Genomic DNA, 16,196 nt, shown 5'->3' with positions numbered 1-16,196 from the left:
CGTGGTCTGTTCATTCTTCGCCGTGATGTAGAATCTTTCGACGCTGGACGGAAGCGGCAGCGGGCGCATATGTTGATGGTAGAGCCATGAAGTACAGGACCACCTCCAGCAACGATCCATTGGGAACGGGCGTCGGCGCGACGCTCGACGATCGCTCGCGCGATATCTTCCGGCTGCTCGTCGATTCCTATCTCGACAATGGCGAGCCGGTGGGCTCGCGCAATATTTCGCGTCTTCTGACGCAGAGCCTGTCGCCGGCCTCGGTGCGTAACGTCATGAGCGATCTGGAGGCGCTCGGCCTGATCTATGCACCGCATGTCAGTGCGGGCCGCGTGCCGACCGAGCTTGGCCTGCGCTTCTTCGTCGACGCCTTCCTTGAGGTCGGCGACATGCCGGATGCCGAGCGCACCCGGATCGAAGAGCACGTGCGCTCTCTGGGCGACACGCGCTCCGTCGATACGCTGCTGACGGAGGCGAGCCAGCTCCTGTCCGGGCTGTCGCGCGGGGCAGGGCTGGTCATGGCAGGCAAGAACGACCTGCGGCTCAAGCATGTGGATTTCATCCGGCTCGACCCCAAGCGCGCGCTGGCCGTTCTGGTGGGCGAGAATGGCGATGTCGAGAACCGCGTCGTCGATCTGCCACCCGGCGTGACGTCGTCCCAGCTGGTCGAAGCCGCCAATTTCCTCAACGCCAACGTGGTCGGACGGACGTTGAGCGAGGCGCATGAGCGGCTGGGCGACCTCAGGCGCCAGACGGCCAGCGAGTTGGACAAGCTCTCCCAGGAGATGGTGGATGCAGGCATTGCGGTCTGGTCCGGCGCCAGCGCCGACCAGCCTAGCCGCCTGATCGTGCGGGGCCGGGCCAACTTGATCGAGAACGTTTCGGCGGCGGCCGACCTGGAGCGCCTGCGCCATCTGTTCAACGATCTGGAGACCAAGAGCTCCATCATGGAGCTGGTCGACCTTGCGGAAGCCGGCGATGGGGTGCGCATCTTCATCGGATCGGAGAACAAGCTTTTCTCCATGTCCGGCTCCTCGCTCGTCATCGCGCCGTATCGCGACGGAGCGGAGCGCGTCATCGGCGCCGTCGGCGTTATCGGGCCGACGCGCCTCAACTACCGGCGCATCGTGCCCATGGTCGACTATACGGCGCGGCTGGTTTCGCGGCTTCTGGGCGGCTCCGCCGGCCGCCCGTGATCTTGATTTTGGGTTGGCCGCATTCGATATGCGGCGGGATCGATCTGTTCCGCCGCACGGACGGCGGCACGCAAAGGAGAGCCTGACACGATGACGAACAGCGAAAACGGTACGCGCCACGACGAGGGCGTGGAACAGAAGACCGAGACCGCTGGCGCTGCCGACGATACCGCCGCGCCCGGCTGGGGCGGGGGCGCGGCAGCCGCCGACGCGGAGAGGCTGGCCGCGCTGGAGACCGAGAACGCCGAACTGAAGGACCGGGTCCTGCGCGCCGCGGCCGACATGGAGAACCTGCGCCGCCGTACCGAGCGCGAAATCCGCGATGCGCGCCAGTTCGCGGTGGCCGGCTTCGCCCGGGACATGCTGGGCGTTTCCGACAATCTCTCCCGCGCCCTGCAGGCGGTTCCGGCCGAGGTGCGCGACGGGGCGGACAGCGGCTTCAAATCGCTGGTCGAGGGTGTCGAGATGACGGCCCGCTCCATGCTGTCGGCGCTGGAAAGCCATGGCGTGCGAAAGCTGGAGCCGAAGGGCCAGCGGTTCGACCCGAACTTCCATCAGGCGATGTTCGAGGTGCCCAATGCCGAGATACCCGCCAATACGGTGGTGGAGGTCGTGCAGGACGGCTACGCGATAGGCGAGCGCGTCCTGCGCCCGGCGCTCGTGGGCGTATCGAAGGGTGGCCCGAAGGCGCCGGTCGAACCGGCGTCCGCCGGCGCGGACGAAGCAACCCGCGACGCCTGATTTTCTGCTTTCCGGTCCACTTCCGGCTCGGCTATCCTTGGGCCGGGCCGGAAGGGGAGAAACGGACACATGCCGCAGCTTGAGGGGAATGTCGCGATCGTCACGGGGGCCGGCTCCGGCATCGGCCGCGAGATCGCCCTCGCCTATGCGCGGGAAGGGGCGCGCGTCGCCGTCAGCGACATCGACGCCGGCGCGGCGGGCCGCACTGTGGATACGATCGCCGGCACCGGGGGCGAGGCCATCGCCATAACCATGGACGTGACCGACGAGCGCGCGGTCGACGACGGCGTCGCGAAGACCGTCGAGCGGTTCGGGCGGATCGACACGATGGTCGCCAATGCCGGTATCCAGATCGTCCATCCCGTGGAGGATTTCCCCTACGAGGAATTCCGCAAGGTCGTGGACATCCATCTCGGCGGCAGCTTCCTTCTGACGAAGGCCTGCATCCGCCACATGTACCCACAAAAATCGGGTTCGCTCATCTACATGGGTTCGGTGCACAGCCACGAGCCGTCGCCCCTCAAAAGCGCCTATGTCGCCGCCAAGCACGCCATTCTCGGACTGGCGCGCGTAATGGCGCGGGAGGGAGGGCCGCATGGCGTGCGCTCCAACATCATATGCCCCGGCTTCGTCCGCACGCCGCTGGTGGAGCGGCAGATCCCCGAGCAGGCGCGCGATCTCGGAATCTCCGAACAGGAGGTGGTCGAGCGCGTCATGCTGGGGCGCACGGTGGACAAGGAATTCACCACGCTGGAAGACGTCGCGGACGTCGCGGTCTTTCTGGCCGCATTCCGCTCAAACGCGCTGACCGGCCAGTCGATCGTGCCCAGCCATGGGTGGTACATGGCCTGAACGCGCCTATCTCCCCTCACGGACACATTCCGGAGAGGATTCCCATGGACGTCATCGTCATCCAGCCCGTCGTAGCCCTGATTGCCGGCGTTCTCATTCTCATCATGCCGCGACTGCTGAACTATATCGTGGCATTCTACCTCATCATCGTCGGGCTGACGGGTCTGTTCGGCTGACAGGGAGGCAAACGAGTTGGCAAGGCAGACGCGTATCCTGATCCTCGGCGGCGGGGCGGGCGGGCTCGAACTGGCGGTGCAGTTGGCGGGGGCGCGCGGCATCGACGTGACCTTGATCGACAGGGTGACGTCGCATCTGTGGAAGCCGCGCCTGCACGAGTTCGCGGCCGGCACGGTATCCTCCTCCCTGGCGGAGATTTCCTTCTACGTCCTGGGCCAACTGCGCGGCTTCCATTTCGAGCAGGGCAGCGTCATCGGCATCGAACACGCCATGAAGGCGGTGCGCCTGGCCGCGATCCACGATGATGCGGGCGAAGTCGTCGTGCCGGAGCGTCTCCTGACCTACGATCTTTGCGTCGTAGCGCTGGGCGGCGTCACGCCGGATTTCAACACCACGGGTGTCGCCGAGAACGCGATCCGCCTGGATGCGGCCGTCGACGCGGACGCCTTCCGCAAGCGATTCATCAACGAGATGATCCGCGCGCGCGCCACCGGAGTTCCGGCCGATGTGGTGATCGTCGGCTCCGGCGCGACGGGCACGGAGCTGGCCGCCCACCTGCGCGCCTCGGAGCGCGCCTTCTTCGACTGGAGCAGCAAGGGTCCGGTGCCACGCGGCCGCAAACTGCTGGACATCACGATTCTGGAGGCCGCGCCCGAGCTGATGCCGGGTGCCGAGGCGGCCTTGCGCGAAAAGCTGGTCGAGCGCTTGCGCGGACTGGACATCAAGACGGTGACCGACGCGCGCATCAGCGTGGTGGACAAGGACGAAATCCGCACCGCCAAGGGCGAGGCCTGGCCCGCCGATATTTCGGTGTGGGCGGCCGGCCTGGTTGGAAACCCGGTGCTGCGCGGCCTTGGCCGCTTCGACTACGACGACAAGGGGCGGATCGAGGTGGACAGCCATCTGCGCTCCACCGCCGACGATTGCATCTACGTGCTCGGCGACGCCGCGGCCTGCATTCCCGCAGGTGCGGAACGCCCATTGCCGCCCACCGCGCAGGCGGCCAGCCAGCAGGCCGCCTACCTTGCCGCTGCGCTGCCGCGCGTTCTGCGCAACGAGCCGGTCAAGCCGTTCCGCTTCCATAACAAGGGACGGCTCGTATCGCTTGCCGGAGCGGGCGCCATCGGCATGATCGGGCGCCGGAAGCAGGACATACTGATCCACGGCCAGTTCGCCATCGCAGCCTATGACGCCTTGCAGCGCCAGCACCAATGGCGCGTCCTTGGCCCGGTGCGCGGCTCGGTCGCCATCATGGCCGACCTGTTGTCGCCGACGCGCGGTCCGCCGCTGAAACTCCATGCCGGGTAGCGCGACCTGACGGTTGCAACGCCGACGCGGTCGTGGTGAAAGCGGAGTGCAACCGAAGGATTTTTGCGATGGGCGCGACCGCCAAGCTCCAGGATGTGCCGGATTGCGGTTTCGCCATCGCCGAGCCCTTGTTTGCAGCCGAGGGCGTGACCTATGCGATCGGGGACCGTACCCTTGTCGGACCGCTCGACCTGACGTTGCCGGCCGGCCGGGTGGTCGGCCTGATCGGTCATAACGGTTCGGGCAAGTCGACCCTCCTGAAGATGCTGGCCCGGCAGGAACCACCGACGCAGGGCGCGATCCGCTTCGAGGGCAAACCGCTGCGCGACTGGGGCGAGCGCGCCTTCGCGCGTAAGGTCGCCTATCTGCCGCAATATACGCCGGCTGCCACCGGGATGCTGGTGCGCGAGCTTGTGGCACTCGGCCGTTATCCCTGGCATGGCGCGCTCGGTCGATTCGGCGAGGGCGACCGCGCCAAGGTGGAAGAGGCAATGGCGCTGACCGACATCCGGGGCTTCGCCGACCGGCAGGTGGACACGCTATCCGGCGGTGAGCGCCAGCGTGTGTGGCTGGCCATGCTGGTTGCCCAGGATGCCGAATGCCTGCTGCTCGATGAGCCGATCTCGGCTCTGGACGTGGCGCACCAGATCGAGGTTCTGTCTCTGGTGCATCGCCTGTCGGCAGAGCGCGGCCTCGGTGTGGTGGTCGTGCTGCACGACGTCAACATGGCGGCCCGCTTCTGCGACGAAATCCTGGCGCTGAAGCAGGGACGGCTGATCGCGCGCGGCTCGCCCGAGGCGATCATGACGCCAGGCGAACTCCAGCGGATATACGGCCTGGCGATGGATGTCCTGGAGCATGGGCCGGGACGGCGCCCGCTGGCCTTCCCGGCTTAAAGATATAACTGATATACGATATTGACAGTCTGATTGTCGGCTGGTCAAAGCCCGCAGTGTCTAGTTGCGGAGCAAACCAATTATGTCCGACGTTTCGACTGTTCATCTCGACCCGAATGCAGCGGGCGTGCCGGGCGAGGGCGTTTCGGCCCCTAGTTCCTCAGAGGGCGTACGATATGGCGGCTTCTGGATCAGAGTGGCCGCCTGCTTGATCGACGTCATCATCCTGTTGCCCGTATCCTTTGTGGTATCCTTCCTGCAACAGATCGACCCATCCTCCATCGGGCAGCTCGCAGGCTTCATCGTCGGGCTCGCGACTACCGTCGCCTATAACGTCCTTCTGGTGGCGCGGCCGGCGCAGGCGACGTGGGGCAAGCAGGTGCTCGGACTTCGCATCGTCCGCGCCGACGGCAAACCGATCGGACACGGATTGGCCCTCGGCCGCTATCTTGCCCGCACGTTATCCTTCCTGTGCCTCTGCATCGGCGTTCTGATGGTTGGCGTGACCCGGGAGAAAAGAGGGCTCCACGACATGATGTGCCGTACAAGAGTCGTCTACCGGTAGAAGGCGCCACACCAAGGGGTGGACTCAGAATTCGATACCCTTTCTGCGCCTTGATGCCGGCGCGGGCGACGTGGGGCAAGCAGGTGCTCGGACTTCGCATCGTCCGCGCCGACGGCAAACCGATCGGACACGGATTGGCCCTCGGCCGCTATCTTGCCCGCATGTTATCCTTCCTGTGCCTCTGCATCGGCGTTCTGATGGTTGGCGTGACCCGGGAGAAAAGGGGGCTCCACGACATGATGTGCCGTACAAGGGTCGTCTACCGGTAGAAGGCGCCACCCCAGGGGTGGGGTCAGAATTCGATACCCTTCTGCGCCTTGATGCCGGCGCGGAACGGGTGCTTGACCTGCTCCATTTCCGTGACGAGATCGGCGAAGTCGATCAGCTCGTCCCGGGCGTTGCGGCCCGTAATCACGACATGCTTCATCTCGGGCTTGGAGATTCGTAGAAATTCGACGACCTCCTCCACCGGCAGGTAATCGTAGCGCAGCACGATATTCAGTTCGTCCAGAACCACCATCTGGTGCTCGTCATCGGCGATCAGCGCCTTGGCGCGCTCCCATGCCGCGCGCGCGGCGGCGATATCGCGCTGCCGGTCCTGCGTTTCCCAGGTGAAGCCGTCGCCCATGGCGGTGATGGTGACATCGTCGGCAAAGCGCTTCAGCGCCTGACGCTCGCCGGTCTCCCACTTGCCTTTCACGAACTGCACGATGGCGACCTTCATGCCGTTGCCGAGCGCCCGGAAGACAAGGCCGAACGCCGCCGTGGACTTGCCCTTGCCCTTGCCGGTATGGACGATGACGAGGCCCTTCTCCTGGGTCTTGGTGGCGATGATCTTGTCGCGCGCGGCCTTCTTCTTGCGCATCTTCTCCGCGTGACGCGCATCCAGCTCGGCATCGCTCAGCGCGGCGATCTTTTCGTTCTTGACGGTCATTGCGGTGTTCCCCTGCGGTCGAGTTCGAAGCGGGCGGCATTGGAGCGTGGGCGCCAGAGGCCCCGCTCCACCGCCTCGGCCAGCCTGTCCACCATCTCGCGGTAGGCGGCCGGGTTGTTGGCGCGCATGAAGGCGCTGACGGTCTCGTCGGCCACGAAGGCCGCATGGACCAGGTCGAAGTGATGGTCGCGGACGGCGCCCGTCGTGGCGGCGAAGGCGAAAAGATAATCCACCGTAGCGGCGATCTCGAAGGCGCCCTTGTAGCCGTGGCGCATCACGCCCGAAATCCATTTCGGGTTGACGACGCGCGCGCGCAGCACGCGCCCGATCTCCTCGTCCAGGGTGCGGACAACCGGGCGCTCGGGCTGCGAATGGTCGTTGTGATAGGCATGCGGCCGCTTGCCGGTCAGCGTTTCGACGGCCGCGCTCATGCCGCCCTCGAACTGATAGTAATCATCGGAATCCAGAAGGTCGTGTTCGCGGTTATCCTGGTTCTGCACCACCGCGTCGACCTGGGACAGCCGGGTTTCCAACGCCTGCCGGTCGGCCTCGCCCTCGCCGTCCGCTCCATAGGCATAGCCGCCCCAGACCAGGAAGGCTTCCGCAAAGTCTCGTCTGTCCGTCCAGCCGCCTTCGTCGATCAGCGCCTGCAGGCCCGCGCCGTAGGCCCCGGGGCGTGAGCCGAAGACGCGGAAGCCTGCGCGCCGCCGCGCCTCTTCCGGTGTCGAGCCGCCGTCCATCAATGCCGCCGCATCATCGCGCATGCGCGCGGCGAGCGGGTTTTCGGTGTCGGGCTCGTCCAGGGCGCCGACGGCGCGCACCGCCGCATCGAAGAGCGCGATCTGATCGGGGAACGCATCGCGGAAGAAGCCGGAGATGCGCAGGGTGACGTCGACGCGCGGCCGGCCCAAAGCCGCGAGCGGCACGATCTCGAAGCCGGTGACCCGCCGCGACCCGCCATCCCAGACGGGCCGGGCGCCGATGAGCGCCAGGGCCTGGGCGATATCGTCGCCGCCGGTGCGCATATTGGCCGTGCCCCAGACCGTCAGGCCGATGGCGCGAAGCCATTCGCCATGATCCTGCAGATGGCGGGTCACCAGCGCCTCGGCGGATTTGCGCCCCAGCGCGAAGGCTGTTTCCGTGGGAACCGCGCGGGTGTCGACGGAATAAAAATTGCGCCCTGTCGGCAGCACGTCCGGCCGCCCGCGCGTCGGCACGCCGGAGGGGCCGGGCGCAAGGAACCGTCCGGCAAGGCCGGTCAGAAGGCCCGCCAGTTCGGCCTGTCCACAGCCGTCCACGGCAGGTGCCAGCGTATCGCGCATGAACGCCAGGACGGGCGCTGTCGCCGGCATCGGGATATCCGTGTCGAGCGTGCCGGTCACAAGCCGGCTGGACAGGAGCTCCAGCCGTTCGACCGTGTCGCCGCAGCTGCGCCACAGGTCTGTGGACATCCTGTTGAGAAGCTGTGGCCGATGCCCGGTCCAGGGCGCCGACAATTCACAGGACAAGGGGTCGAAATCCCCAAGTTCCAGATCCTGCGCGAGTGCGCGTATCAACGACGCATCCTGCGGCTCCGCTCCCCTCGGAAGGCGCAGCATCGCGACGACGAGTTCGTCGCGCAGGCCGCCCTCCGGCGAACGGCCGAAGACATGGAGCCCATCGCGGATCTGCATTTCCTTCAGGTCGCACAGATAGGCGTCGAGCTTCACGAGGGCCGCATCGGGCGCGGCTTCGCCTGCGATGCCTGCATCCTCGGCAAGGCCGCTGTCGGCGGCGAGTTGCAGGATCTTCGGGCGAAGCGCATCCGCCCTGCGCCGGTCGCCCTGCTCGGCCTCGTAATACTCGTCGACCAGAGCTTCCAGGTCGCGCAGCATCCCGTAGCTTTCGGCGCGCGCCAGAGGCGGCGTCAGATGATCGACGATCACGGCGGCATTGCGCCGCTTGGCCTGCGTACCTTCGCCCGGGTCGTTGACGATAAACGGATAGAGATGCGGCAGCGGCCCGAGGATGGCGCGCGGCGCGCAGGCCTGCGAAAGGGCCAGCGCCTTGCCCGGCAGCCATTCCAGATTGCCGTGCTTGCCCATGTGGATCACCGCGTCCGCCGAAAAGATCGTTCGCAACCAGGCATAGGCGGCGATGTAGTTGTGCGGCGGCGGAAGGTCGGGCGCGTGGTAGCTTTCCTTGGGGTCGATATTATAGCCGCGCGCCGGCTGGATGCCGACCGCGATGTTGCCGAACAGCGCGAAGGGCAGGGCGAAGCCCGTGCCGGCAATATGGAAAGGGTCGTCCTCGGGCCGGCCCCACCGCTCCGTCACCGCTTGCCGAAGGGCCTGCGGCAGGGTGTCGAAGAAAGTGCGATAATCTTCCAGCGACAGACTCTCGCGGATTTCCCGGCCCGTGATCCGGGCATTGGTGGGGCCGGCAAGAAGATGCTCCACCAGCCCGTTGCCATCGGCCGGAAGGTCATCCACGCGATATCCGGCTTGGCGCATGGCCGTCAGCGCCGTCATGGCGCCGGCGGGCGTGTCCAGCCCGACACCGTTGGCGATGCGGCCGTCTCGATTGGGGTAATTGGCCAGAAGCATCGCGATGCGGCGCTCGGCCGCCGGCTTGCGCCTCAGGCGGGACCATCGCATGGCGAGGGCACAGGCAAAGTCGACATTGGCCTCCAGCGGGCGGTGCGTGACGACATCCACTTCGCAGGTCGCATCCCACGTCGCCGCGCTCTTGAAGGCGACGGCGCCGGCCAGAACGCGCCCGTCGACCTCCGGAAGGGCGATGTTCATGGCAAGGTCGCGCGTGCCGAGGCCCCTGTCGGAACCTGCCCACGCCTCTTTGCTCGTGCCCGCCAGAACGCACTGGATGACCGGGGCGCCCTGCTCATCGAGCACCGTGGGACTGTGCGCCTGTCCGGCCGGCGATACGGCGAAGCCCGTGCAGTTCAGCACGACATCGGGTGGGGATGCCGCGAAGAGATGGCGCACCGTCTCCTGCGTGACGGCATCCTTGAGGCTGGATACGAAGACGGGCAGGGCCCGCAGGCCGCGGCGCTCCAGACCTTCGCACAGCGCTTCGATCGCGTCCGTCTGGCCGCTCTGCATCAGCGCGCGGTAGAAGACCACGGACGCCACCGGCGCTCCCGGCGCGGCGCGCGATACGCGCTCCATAAGGCCGGCCCGCAACAGGGGGCGGGCATCCGGCGGCCATGTCCCGTCGCCGATCGCAGCTCCGCAGGCTTCAAGGAAGTGCATCGCGTTGTCGGGGCCGCCTTCCCGCAGATACGCCGCCAGCCGTTCGCAAACCGATGGCGCAAGCGTGCCGGCGGCGTCCAGCGCCGGGTCCGGCCGGTCGTCGCCCGGCAGCAAGGCCAGAGCGAAGCCGTTGCGCTGCGCGGCCGCCCGCACTGCATCCACGCCATAGGGCCAGTAGCCGATGCCCCCCAGAAGTCGCACGACAACGAGGCGCGCATGCGACAAGGTCCGCTCCACATAGGTGTCCACCGACATGGGATGCGTCAGCCGCATCAGATTGGCCAGCCGCAGGCGGCCCGGTGCGAGGTTCAGGCGGCGCGCCGCCGAAGACAGGGCGGCCAGCTCCGTATCGGCGGCTGACAGAACAACGATTTCGCCCGGAGACTGGCCGAGATCGACCGCCTCGGCGGTTTCTGCAAGAGAGCCCTTTTCCGCCAGCAGCAGGTGCATTTGGTCAGGCCGCCGCGCGTGTCGTCAGCGTCTCCAGATGCGCGGTGATGGCCTTGCGGGCGTCATCGTCCAGCCTGTCATGCAGGCCGATGACCACAAGGCGCGTCCCTTCGTCCTGGCCGGCGGGACGGTCGAAATAGCTGTCGATACGGTTGCCCACCGCCTGCACCTGCAGGCGCATCGGCTTGCCCTCTATACTGGCGAACCCTTTCAGGCGGAGAATGTCGTACCGTGCGATGACGGTCCTGAGAGCGTCTTCCAGCGCCTCGCGCGAGGGGACCGCCCCCAAATCCACCCGGAAGCTGTCGAAATCCTCGTGGTCGTGCTCGTGTCCGTCGGCATGATGTATCTCATGATGCGACCGACGCCCGGCGATCAGCGATTCGGTGCCGGACTGAAGGCCGATCAGCACGTCGGCCGGCAGCCTGCCGCCCTCCGCCGTCAGGATGGGCAGCTTGCGGCCGGCTTCGCGCTCCACCTGCATCCGCACCCCGTCCAACGCCGCGGCATCCACCAGGTCGGCCTTGTTGAGTACGATAAGGTCGGCGGCCCGGATCTGGTCCTCGAACAGTTCTTCCAGCGGGTTGTCGTGATCGAGGCTGTCGTCGGCCGCGCGCTGCGCAGCCACACGCGCCTCGTCGTCGGCGAAGCGGCCGGCGGCGACGGCCGCCGTGTCGATAACGGTGACGACGCCATCGACGGTCACCTGTTCGCGGATGCCGGGCCAGTTGAAGGCGGCGACCAGCGGCTGCGGCAGCGCCAGCCCCGATGTCTCGATGACGATGTGATCGGGCTTCTCGTCGCGCTCCAGAAGCTTCGTCATCGTGGGGATGAAGTCGTCGGCGACGGTGCAGCAGATGCAGCCATTCGTCAGCTCCACGATATCCTCTTCCCGGCAGGCGGTGCCGGCACAGGCGCGGAGCACGTCTCCGTCGACGCCCAGATCGCCGAACTCGTTGATGATGAGGGCAATGCGCCGGCCGCCGGCATCGGCGAGAAGATTGCGGATCAGCGTCGTCTTTCCGGCGCCGAGAAAGCCGGTGATGACCGTTGCGGGGATCTTGTGGGCCATGTCTTCTATCCTTTCAGTTTCAGCGGCAGCCCCGCGGCAACGAACCAGGCTTCGTCGGCCAGTGCTGCGATGGTCTGGTTCATGCGGCCGGAATGGTCGCGGAAGGCGCGGGCCAGCGCGTTTTCCGGCACGATCGAAAGGCCGACCTCGTTGGACACGAGAATGATCGTCCCATCCGCCGCTGCCAGCATCCGGCACAGGTCTTCGGTGGCGGCGGCGATGTCGCGATCCGCCAGAAGGATGTTGCTGAGCCACAGCGTCAGGCAGTCCACCAGCAGGACGCGGTCGTGGCGTGCCTCGGCGCCGATGGCCTGCGCCAGATCGCACGGTGCTTCCACGGTGCGCCAGCCGGCGCCGCGAGAGCGCCGATGCGCCTCGATGCGGGCCGCCATCTCGGCGTCGAAGGCCTGCCCCGTGGCGATGTAGACCCGCTCGAGCTCACTGGCGTCGGCAAGCCGCTCGGCGAAGGCGCTCTTGCCGGAGCGCGCTCCGCCGAGCACGAAAACGGATCGCCTCACGCCGGGTGCGGACTGGCGGTGCGCCGGATCGCGTCGAGCACCAATCCGGAGAACAGGCCGATCAGCACCCAGAACAGTGCGGACGTTGCCAGCGACGCCACGGCGAACTCCGCCGCCAGGCTGGGCGGAATGGGGCTCGCGAGCTCCGCTGGGTGCGGCGCCGGCACGAACAGGGGCGCCGCGATCAGCACGAGGCCGAGCAGGCGTTGCCATGTGCGCCGCGACAGGACGATGCCGGCCAGGCCCCCGCCGGTGCACAGCACGGCCATCAACCACCAGGCTTGCCGCGCCCCGAGGTCGGCGGCGGGCATTGCCGGCAGCTCGGGCGGCAGGCCCAGCGCGGGGGCGAGCGTCAGCACGCCGAAACCGGCAAGGCCCCAGACCGCGCCATTGCGGGCCGTGAGCGGTTTGTCGAAGGCCAGGCTGGCTGCTGCCAGCAGCAGTGCGAAGCCGGCGCCCAGCACGATATTGGCCATCGCCGTGCCACCGAGGCGGCTGGCGACCAGCGTGGCGCTTTCCTCGCCCTCGCCGCCATGGGCCATGGCGGGCGTAACGAGGGAAAGGCCGGCAGCATGGTCGTGGGCAGGTGCGCCGCCGTCCTCGAAGACTTCGGCGGCAAGGATGAGCGGAGTTGTCTTCAGCGACTGGACCGGCGTGATCGCCAGGCCAGCCAGCATTCCGGCCAGGAGGGCCGCGATAAGGGTTCGTGCCAGCATGGTGCGTTCCTTGTATCCCGGTTCAGTGGCAGGGAAGGCCCATGGCGTGGCGCGCGTCGTGTGCGGTGTCATGCAGCGCGTCGGCGGCGGCGAAGCCCGCGCCATAGACGAAGAAGGCACCGAGAACGAGGGCAAAGAGCGCGGTTGCGATGCGCCCTGACGAAGAAGCATGCGTCTGCGACGCGGAATGCGCGGTCATAAGGTTCAACCTCCGTGACGGCGGCAGGATTGCCGCTCTTCAGCGATGGCAGGTCTCCTGGCTCGCGGGTCAGCGGTTGCTTCCTGCCTTCCCGGGCGGTGGCCCAGTGGCGTTTCCGGCATGCCGGTGGAACAACCTCTCCGCTCTACAGTCGCGGGGTCGGCTACGATACGGGCCCCCGGATTGGGTCGGCCCTTCGCATTCCCTCTTAGCCCGAAGCCGCAGGGTGCGGTACGGGACCATCGGGCGTCACGATAATCAGTCGGCTCGCCGGCCGCAACTTGCCAATGCGGGCCTCCTGTCCGAAAAAGGCGGGACCGAAACGATTGATCCACCGGAGTTGTTCATGCCGCACCCCGCAATTGTCCCCAACCACAACGCGGTCGTGATGGGCGGGGCGGCCGGCATCGGCCTTGCCGCCGCCCGCCGGTTCCTGGCCGAGGGCATGAACGTGGCCATCGTGGACCGGGACATGGAGCCGCTGGCCGAGGCGCTGGACCTGCTCGAGAAGGAGGCCGGCGCCGATCTCAATGTGGCGGCGGCCGCCTGCGACGTGACGGACAGGGCCGGGCTGGCGAAGACTGCCGCGCATCTGGAGCGGACGCTGGGCCCGATCCATGTGCTGATGAACAACGCCGGCATCCAACCCGGCTCCTCGATCTTCGGCGAGGAACGGAACTGGGATGCCGTCCTGTCGGTCAATCTGGGCGGGGTCATCAATGGTACGCGGGCATTCGGACCCGCCATGCTGGAGCATGGCGAACCGGGCCTGATCATCAATACGGGGTCCAAGCAGGGCATCACCACGCCGCCCGGCGACCCTGCCTACAATGTCTCGAAGGCCGGGGTTAAGACGTTCACCGAGGCGCTGGCGCATGAGCTGCGGGAGCGTGAGGGAGGCGTTGTGACGGCGGCCCTGCTGATCCCCGGTTTCGTCTTCACCGGGTTGACGGCCCGCGGGCGTCGGGACAAGCCGGATGCCGCCTGGACGGCGGAGGAGACGGTGGATTTCATGATGGCGCGTCTGTCGGACGGCGATTTCTACATCCTCTGCCCCGACAACGAGGTCACGCGCGACATCGACGAAAAGCGGATCCAATGGGCGGCCGAGGACGTGATCCGCAACCGGCCGCCGCTATCACGCTGGCACAAGGACTGGGCGGACCGGTTCCGCGCCTTCATGGGGGCGTGAACCGGTCGGTGCCGTAGGGCCTTCGTCAGCCCGTCAGACCATGCGCGCGGCGATCCGATCCTTCCAGACCGCCTCGTGCATGGCCACCATGGCGATGTGCCCAAGGATCAGCGCCAGCAATACCCAGCCGAGCAGGCCATGAACGGCGCTCGCCGGCGCGATCAGCGCCGGAATACGCTCGCCCGTGGCGGCGAATATCTCGAACCCGTAGGGCGAAAACCCCCTGCCGCTGCCGTAGGCACGAAGTATGGCCAGGAACGGGATCACGATCATCAGGAGATACATCGCCAGATGGCCGAGCGTGGCCAGCCGGCCGAAGCGGATCGCCGTATGTCCCGGCCGCCGCGACAGGTTGGCCAGCCCCCACAGGCCGCGCAGGATCGCCAGCAGGAACAGGGTGAAGCCGACGGCATAGTGGGTCGACCAGAAGAACCCTTCGATCGGCGTGTCCTCGGCGAAGACGCGCAGCAGGGCGCTGGTGAACTGCCAGGCCAGCAGCAGCACCATCACCCAGTGAAACAAGCGGGAGACGATGCCGAATCGGTCCGGCGTATCCATCATGGTCGAGTGCATCGGCTTGGAGCCCCTTGCTGGAAACGTTCCATGAAATCTGGCCCAGGACGCGGCCGGGGGGAAGATGCCATTGCGTGACGAAACATTTCACCGCGCGAGCCGCAGCAGCGACGGCACGTCCAGCGCCGCCTCCAATGCGTCGGCGACGGCGTCGAGCGACGCCTCGACTTCGGCCATGTAGGCCAGCGGCGGGCCGGCATGGCCGAGATCCGACAGAAAGCGGCTGCGCCAGGCATCGTTGCCGAAGACGCCGTGCAGATAGGTGCCGAGGACGCGCCCGTCGGCGCTGACGGCACCCTCCGGCCCGGATTCATCGGTGGCGAAGGGGCGTCCGCGGCCGGGCCCCTCGGTGCGGCCGAGATGGATCTCGTAGCCGGACAATTCCTCGCCGGTCGTCGCGCGCAGTCGGGCCGGGCGCACCGTCTTTCGCGGCTCCATTACCGTATCCACGGCAAGCAGGCCAAGGCCATCGACGGCGCCTGCCGGCCCTTCCACCCCGAAGGGATCGTCGATCCGGCGACCGAGCATCTGGAAGCCGCCGCAAATGCCGACGACCATGCCGCCGGCTGCATGGTGGCGCGCGATATCGGTGTCCCAGCCATTGCGGCGGAAGGCCGCGAGGTCGGCGATGGTGGCGCGCGTGCCGGGCAGGAGGATGCAATCGCACCGGGGGATGGCCTCGCCGGGGCGCACGAAGCCGACTTCGACACCCGGTGTCGCGGCCAGCGGGTCGAGGTCGTCGAAATTGGCGATGCGCCCCGGCTGAGGCACCGCAATGCGGACGCGGCGGGCCCCGCCGCCGGGGCGTGGGCGCTCCAGCGCCACGGAATCCTCGGGGGGCAGGCGTCCGACGGTCGTCAGCCAGGGGACGAGGCCCAGAGACGGCCACCCGGTATGCTTTTCGATGGTTGCCATCCCTTCGGCGAACAGGGCCGGATCGCCGCGGAACTTGTTGACGATGGTGCCGGCGATCATGGCCCGGTCCTGCGGCGGCAGGACGCAATGCGTGCCGACAAGCGCCGCGATGACGCCCCCCCGGTCGATATCGCCGATCAGCACCACCGGCACATCGGCGGCGCGGGCAAAGCCCATATTGGCGATGTCGCCGGACCGCAGATTGACCTCGGATGCGCTGCCGGCCCCTTCGACGAGCACGAGCTCGCATTCGGCCGCCAGCCGCGCATGGCTTTCCAGGACGGCGTCGAGCAGGCCGGCCTTGAGGCGTTGGTAATCGACGGCCGATGCGGTGCCCCGGCTTCTGCCCTGCACGACGATGTCGGCGCCCGTATCGGACATCGGCTTCAGCAAAACGGGGTTCATGTCGGTGACGGGTTCCGCCCCGGCCGCCAGGGCCTGCAGCCATTGCGCACGGCCGATTTCGCCGTAGCCGCCATCATGGCAGCGCGCCACGGCGGCGTTGTTGGACATGTTCTGCGCCTTGAACGGGCGCACGCTCATTCCGCGACGGGCGAACAGGCGGCACAATCCGGCGACCAGGACGCTCTTCCCGACGTCGGAGCCCGTACCCTGGAACATGAGGCTGCGTGCGGCCATTC

The 16,196-nt window shown here is 67.3% G+C and carries 17 protein-coding genes and 1 riboswitch; of the genes, 9 read left to right on the top strand and 8 right to left on the bottom strand.

Going from position 1 to position 16,196, the window contains the following annotated elements:
• The first annotated feature begins 86 nt into the window (after positions 1-86).
• The 8 genes from hrcA (at position 87) to IGS74_RS19500 (ending at position 6,004) form a co-directional block, all read left to right on the top strand.
• Complete coding sequence (gene hrcA / locus IGS74_RS19535) at positions 87-1,196, top strand: heat-inducible transcriptional repressor HrcA (protein WP_052195048.1); 1,110 nt, start codon at positions 87-89, stop codon at positions 1,194-1,196.
• A 90-nt stretch (positions 1,197-1,286) separates the two neighbouring features.
• A complete protein-coding gene (grpE, locus tag IGS74_RS19530) occupies positions 1,287-1,937 on the top strand; it encodes a nucleotide exchange factor GrpE (protein ID WP_192388420.1) in 651 nt (216 codons plus the stop codon).
• 69 nt (positions 1,938-2,006) lie between these two features.
• Positions 2,007-2,789, top strand: a complete 783-nt coding sequence (locus tag IGS74_RS19525; RefSeq protein WP_192388417.1) for a 3-hydroxybutyrate dehydrogenase — start codon at positions 2,007-2,009, stop codon at positions 2,787-2,789.
• Positions 2,790-2,833: 44 nt separating this feature from the next.
• Positions 2,834-2,965 (top strand): DUF3096 domain-containing protein, encoded by a 132-nt coding sequence (locus IGS74_RS19520; RefSeq protein WP_192388414.1) that lies wholly within the window; start codon positions 2,834-2,836, stop codon positions 2,963-2,965.
• Between the two features lie 16 nt (positions 2,966-2,981).
• The gene (locus IGS74_RS19515) at positions 2,982-4,274 is read left to right on the top strand and encodes an FAD-dependent oxidoreductase (protein WP_192388411.1); all 1,293 of its coding nucleotides are present in this window, start codon (positions 2,982-2,984) and stop codon (positions 4,272-4,274) included.
• A gap of 68 nt (positions 4,275-4,342) precedes the next feature.
• Positions 4,343-5,170 (top strand): ATP-binding cassette domain-containing protein, encoded by an 828-nt coding sequence (locus tag IGS74_RS19510; RefSeq protein ID WP_192388408.1) that lies wholly within the window; start codon positions 4,343-4,345, stop codon positions 5,168-5,170.
• Positions 5,171-5,252: 82 nt separating this feature from the next.
• The gene (locus IGS74_RS19505; RefSeq protein ID WP_192388405.1) at positions 5,253-5,735 is read left to right on the top strand and encodes an RDD family protein; all 483 of its coding nucleotides are present in this window, start codon (positions 5,253-5,255) and stop codon (positions 5,733-5,735) included.
• A gap of 53 nt (positions 5,736-5,788) precedes the next feature.
• The gene (locus tag IGS74_RS19500) at positions 5,789-6,004 is read left to right on the top strand and encodes an RDD family protein (protein ID WP_281413070.1); all 216 of its coding nucleotides are present in this window, start codon (positions 5,789-5,791) and stop codon (positions 6,002-6,004) included.
• Between the two features lie 23 nt (positions 6,005-6,027).
• On the opposite strand, the gene cobO is transcribed toward IGS74_RS19500, so the two are convergent.
• Genes cobO through IGS74_RS19470 form a run of 6 tightly spaced genes read right to left on the bottom strand, consistent with a single transcriptional unit; the run spans position 6,028 to position 12,875 of the window.
• A complete protein-coding gene (gene cobO, locus IGS74_RS19495; RefSeq protein ID WP_192388401.1) occupies positions 6,028-6,669 on the bottom strand; it encodes a cob(I)yrinic acid a,c-diamide adenosyltransferase in 642 nt (213 codons plus the stop codon).
• Entirely contained in the window at positions 6,666-10,370 is a 3,705-nt protein-coding gene (cobN, locus tag IGS74_RS19490; protein WP_192388398.1) for a cobaltochelatase subunit CobN, read from the bottom strand. The genes cobO and cobN overlap by 4 nt, the downstream gene beginning before the upstream one ends.
• 4 nt (positions 10,371-10,374) lie before the next feature.
• On the bottom strand, positions 10,375-11,442 hold the full coding sequence (gene cobW / locus IGS74_RS19485; protein ID WP_192388396.1) for a cobalamin biosynthesis protein CobW: 1,068 nt from the start codon (positions 11,440-11,442) through the stop codon (positions 10,375-10,377).
• A 5-nt stretch (positions 11,443-11,447) separates the two neighbouring features.
• Entirely contained in the window at positions 11,448-11,960 is a 513-nt protein-coding gene (cobU, locus tag IGS74_RS19480) for a bifunctional adenosylcobinamide kinase/adenosylcobinamide-phosphate guanylyltransferase (protein WP_246722742.1), read from the bottom strand.
• Positions 11,957-12,676 (bottom strand): CbtA family protein, encoded by a 720-nt coding sequence (locus IGS74_RS19475; protein WP_192388394.1) that lies wholly within the window; start codon positions 12,674-12,676, stop codon positions 11,957-11,959. The genes cobU and IGS74_RS19475 overlap by 4 nt, the downstream gene beginning before the upstream one ends.
• A 22-nt stretch (positions 12,677-12,698) precedes the next feature.
• A complete protein-coding gene (locus IGS74_RS19470; RefSeq protein ID WP_060608569.1) occupies positions 12,699-12,875 on the bottom strand; it encodes a CbtB-domain containing protein in 177 nt (58 codons plus the stop codon).
• Positions 12,876-12,904: 29 nt separating this feature from the next.
• Positions 12,905-13,134, bottom strand: a riboswitch (cobalamin riboswitch).
• Positions 13,135-13,221: 87 nt separating this feature from the next.
• Between IGS74_RS19470 and IGS74_RS19465 the strand changes: the two genes are divergently transcribed.
• A complete protein-coding gene (locus tag IGS74_RS19465) occupies positions 13,222-14,067 on the top strand; it encodes an SDR family oxidoreductase (protein ID WP_192388392.1) in 846 nt (281 codons plus the stop codon).
• 33 nt (positions 14,068-14,100) lie between these two features.
• Here IGS74_RS19465 and IGS74_RS19460 read toward each other — a convergent pair whose 3' ends face one another.
• The gene (locus tag IGS74_RS19460; RefSeq protein WP_192388390.1) at positions 14,101-14,640 is read right to left on the bottom strand and encodes a cytochrome b; all 540 of its coding nucleotides are present in this window, start codon (positions 14,638-14,640) and stop codon (positions 14,101-14,103) included.
• Positions 14,641-14,727: 87 nt separating this feature from the next.
• Positions 14,728-16,194 carry a cobyric acid synthase gene (locus IGS74_RS19455; RefSeq protein WP_192388388.1) on the bottom strand — a complete coding sequence of 489 codons (1,467 nt, stop codon included), beginning with the start codon at positions 16,192-16,194 and terminating at the stop codon, positions 14,728-14,730.
• Positions 16,195-16,196 lie beyond the last annotated feature (2 nt).

Origin of the sequence: Aureimonas sp. OT7, from assembly GCF_014844055.1 — a bacterium.
In the GTDB taxonomy this organism is placed as follows: Bacteria; Pseudomonadota; Alphaproteobacteria; order Rhizobiales; family Rhizobiaceae; genus Aureimonas; species Aureimonas altamirensis_A.
This window is presented reverse-complemented; position numbering and strand designations above follow the sequence as displayed.

What these genes read in the sequence shown, in the direction of transcription:
- hrcA (WP_052195048.1), top strand. Translation starts at nt 87, where the DNA reads ATGAAGTACAGGACCACCTCCAGCAACGATCCATTGGGAACGGGCGTC.
- grpE (WP_192388420.1), top strand. Translation starts at nt 1,287, where the DNA reads ATGACGAACAGCGAAAACGGTACGCGCCACGACGAGGGCGTGGAACAG.
- IGS74_RS19525 (WP_192388417.1), top strand. Translation starts at nt 2,007, where the DNA reads ATGCCGCAGCTTGAGGGGAATGTCGCGATCGTCACGGGGGCCGGCTCC.
- IGS74_RS19520 (WP_192388414.1), top strand. Translation starts at nt 2,834, where the DNA reads ATGGACGTCATCGTCATCCAGCCCGTCGTAGCCCTGATTGCCGGCGTT.
- IGS74_RS19510 (WP_192388408.1), top strand. Translation starts at nt 4,343, where the DNA reads ATGGGCGCGACCGCCAAGCTCCAGGATGTGCCGGATTGCGGTTTCGCC.
- IGS74_RS19505 (WP_192388405.1), top strand. Translation starts at nt 5,253, where the DNA reads ATGTCCGACGTTTCGACTGTTCATCTCGACCCGAATGCAGCGGGCGTG.
- IGS74_RS19500 (WP_281413070.1), top strand. Translation starts at nt 5,789, where the DNA reads ATGCCGGCGCGGGCGACGTGGGGCAAGCAGGTGCTCGGACTTCGCATC.
- cobO (WP_192388401.1), bottom strand. Translation starts at nt 6,669, where the DNA reads ATGACCGTCAAGAACGAAAAGATCGCCGCGCTGAGCGATGCCGAGCTG.
- cobN (WP_192388398.1), bottom strand. Translation starts at nt 10,370, where the DNA reads ATGCACCTGCTGCTGGCGGAAAAGGGCTCTCTTGCAGAAACCGCCGAG.
- cobW (WP_192388396.1), bottom strand. Translation starts at nt 11,442, where the DNA reads ATGGCCCACAAGATCCCCGCAACGGTCATCACCGGCTTTCTCGGCGCC.
- IGS74_RS19475 (WP_192388394.1), bottom strand. Translation starts at nt 12,676, where the DNA reads ATGCTGGCACGAACCCTTATCGCGGCCCTCCTGGCCGGAATGCTGGCT.
- IGS74_RS19470 (WP_060608569.1), bottom strand. Translation starts at nt 12,875, where the DNA reads ATGACCGCGCATTCCGCGTCGCAGACGCATGCTTCTTCGTCAGGGCGC.
- IGS74_RS19465 (WP_192388392.1), top strand. Translation starts at nt 13,222, where the DNA reads ATGCCGCACCCCGCAATTGTCCCCAACCACAACGCGGTCGTGATGGGC.
- IGS74_RS19460 (WP_192388390.1), bottom strand. Translation starts at nt 14,640, where the DNA reads ATGCACTCGACCATGATGGATACGCCGGACCGATTCGGCATCGTCTCC.
- IGS74_RS19455 (WP_192388388.1), bottom strand. Translation starts at nt 16,194, where the DNA reads ATGGCCGCACGCAGCCTCATGTTCCAGGGTACGGGCTCCGACGTCGGG.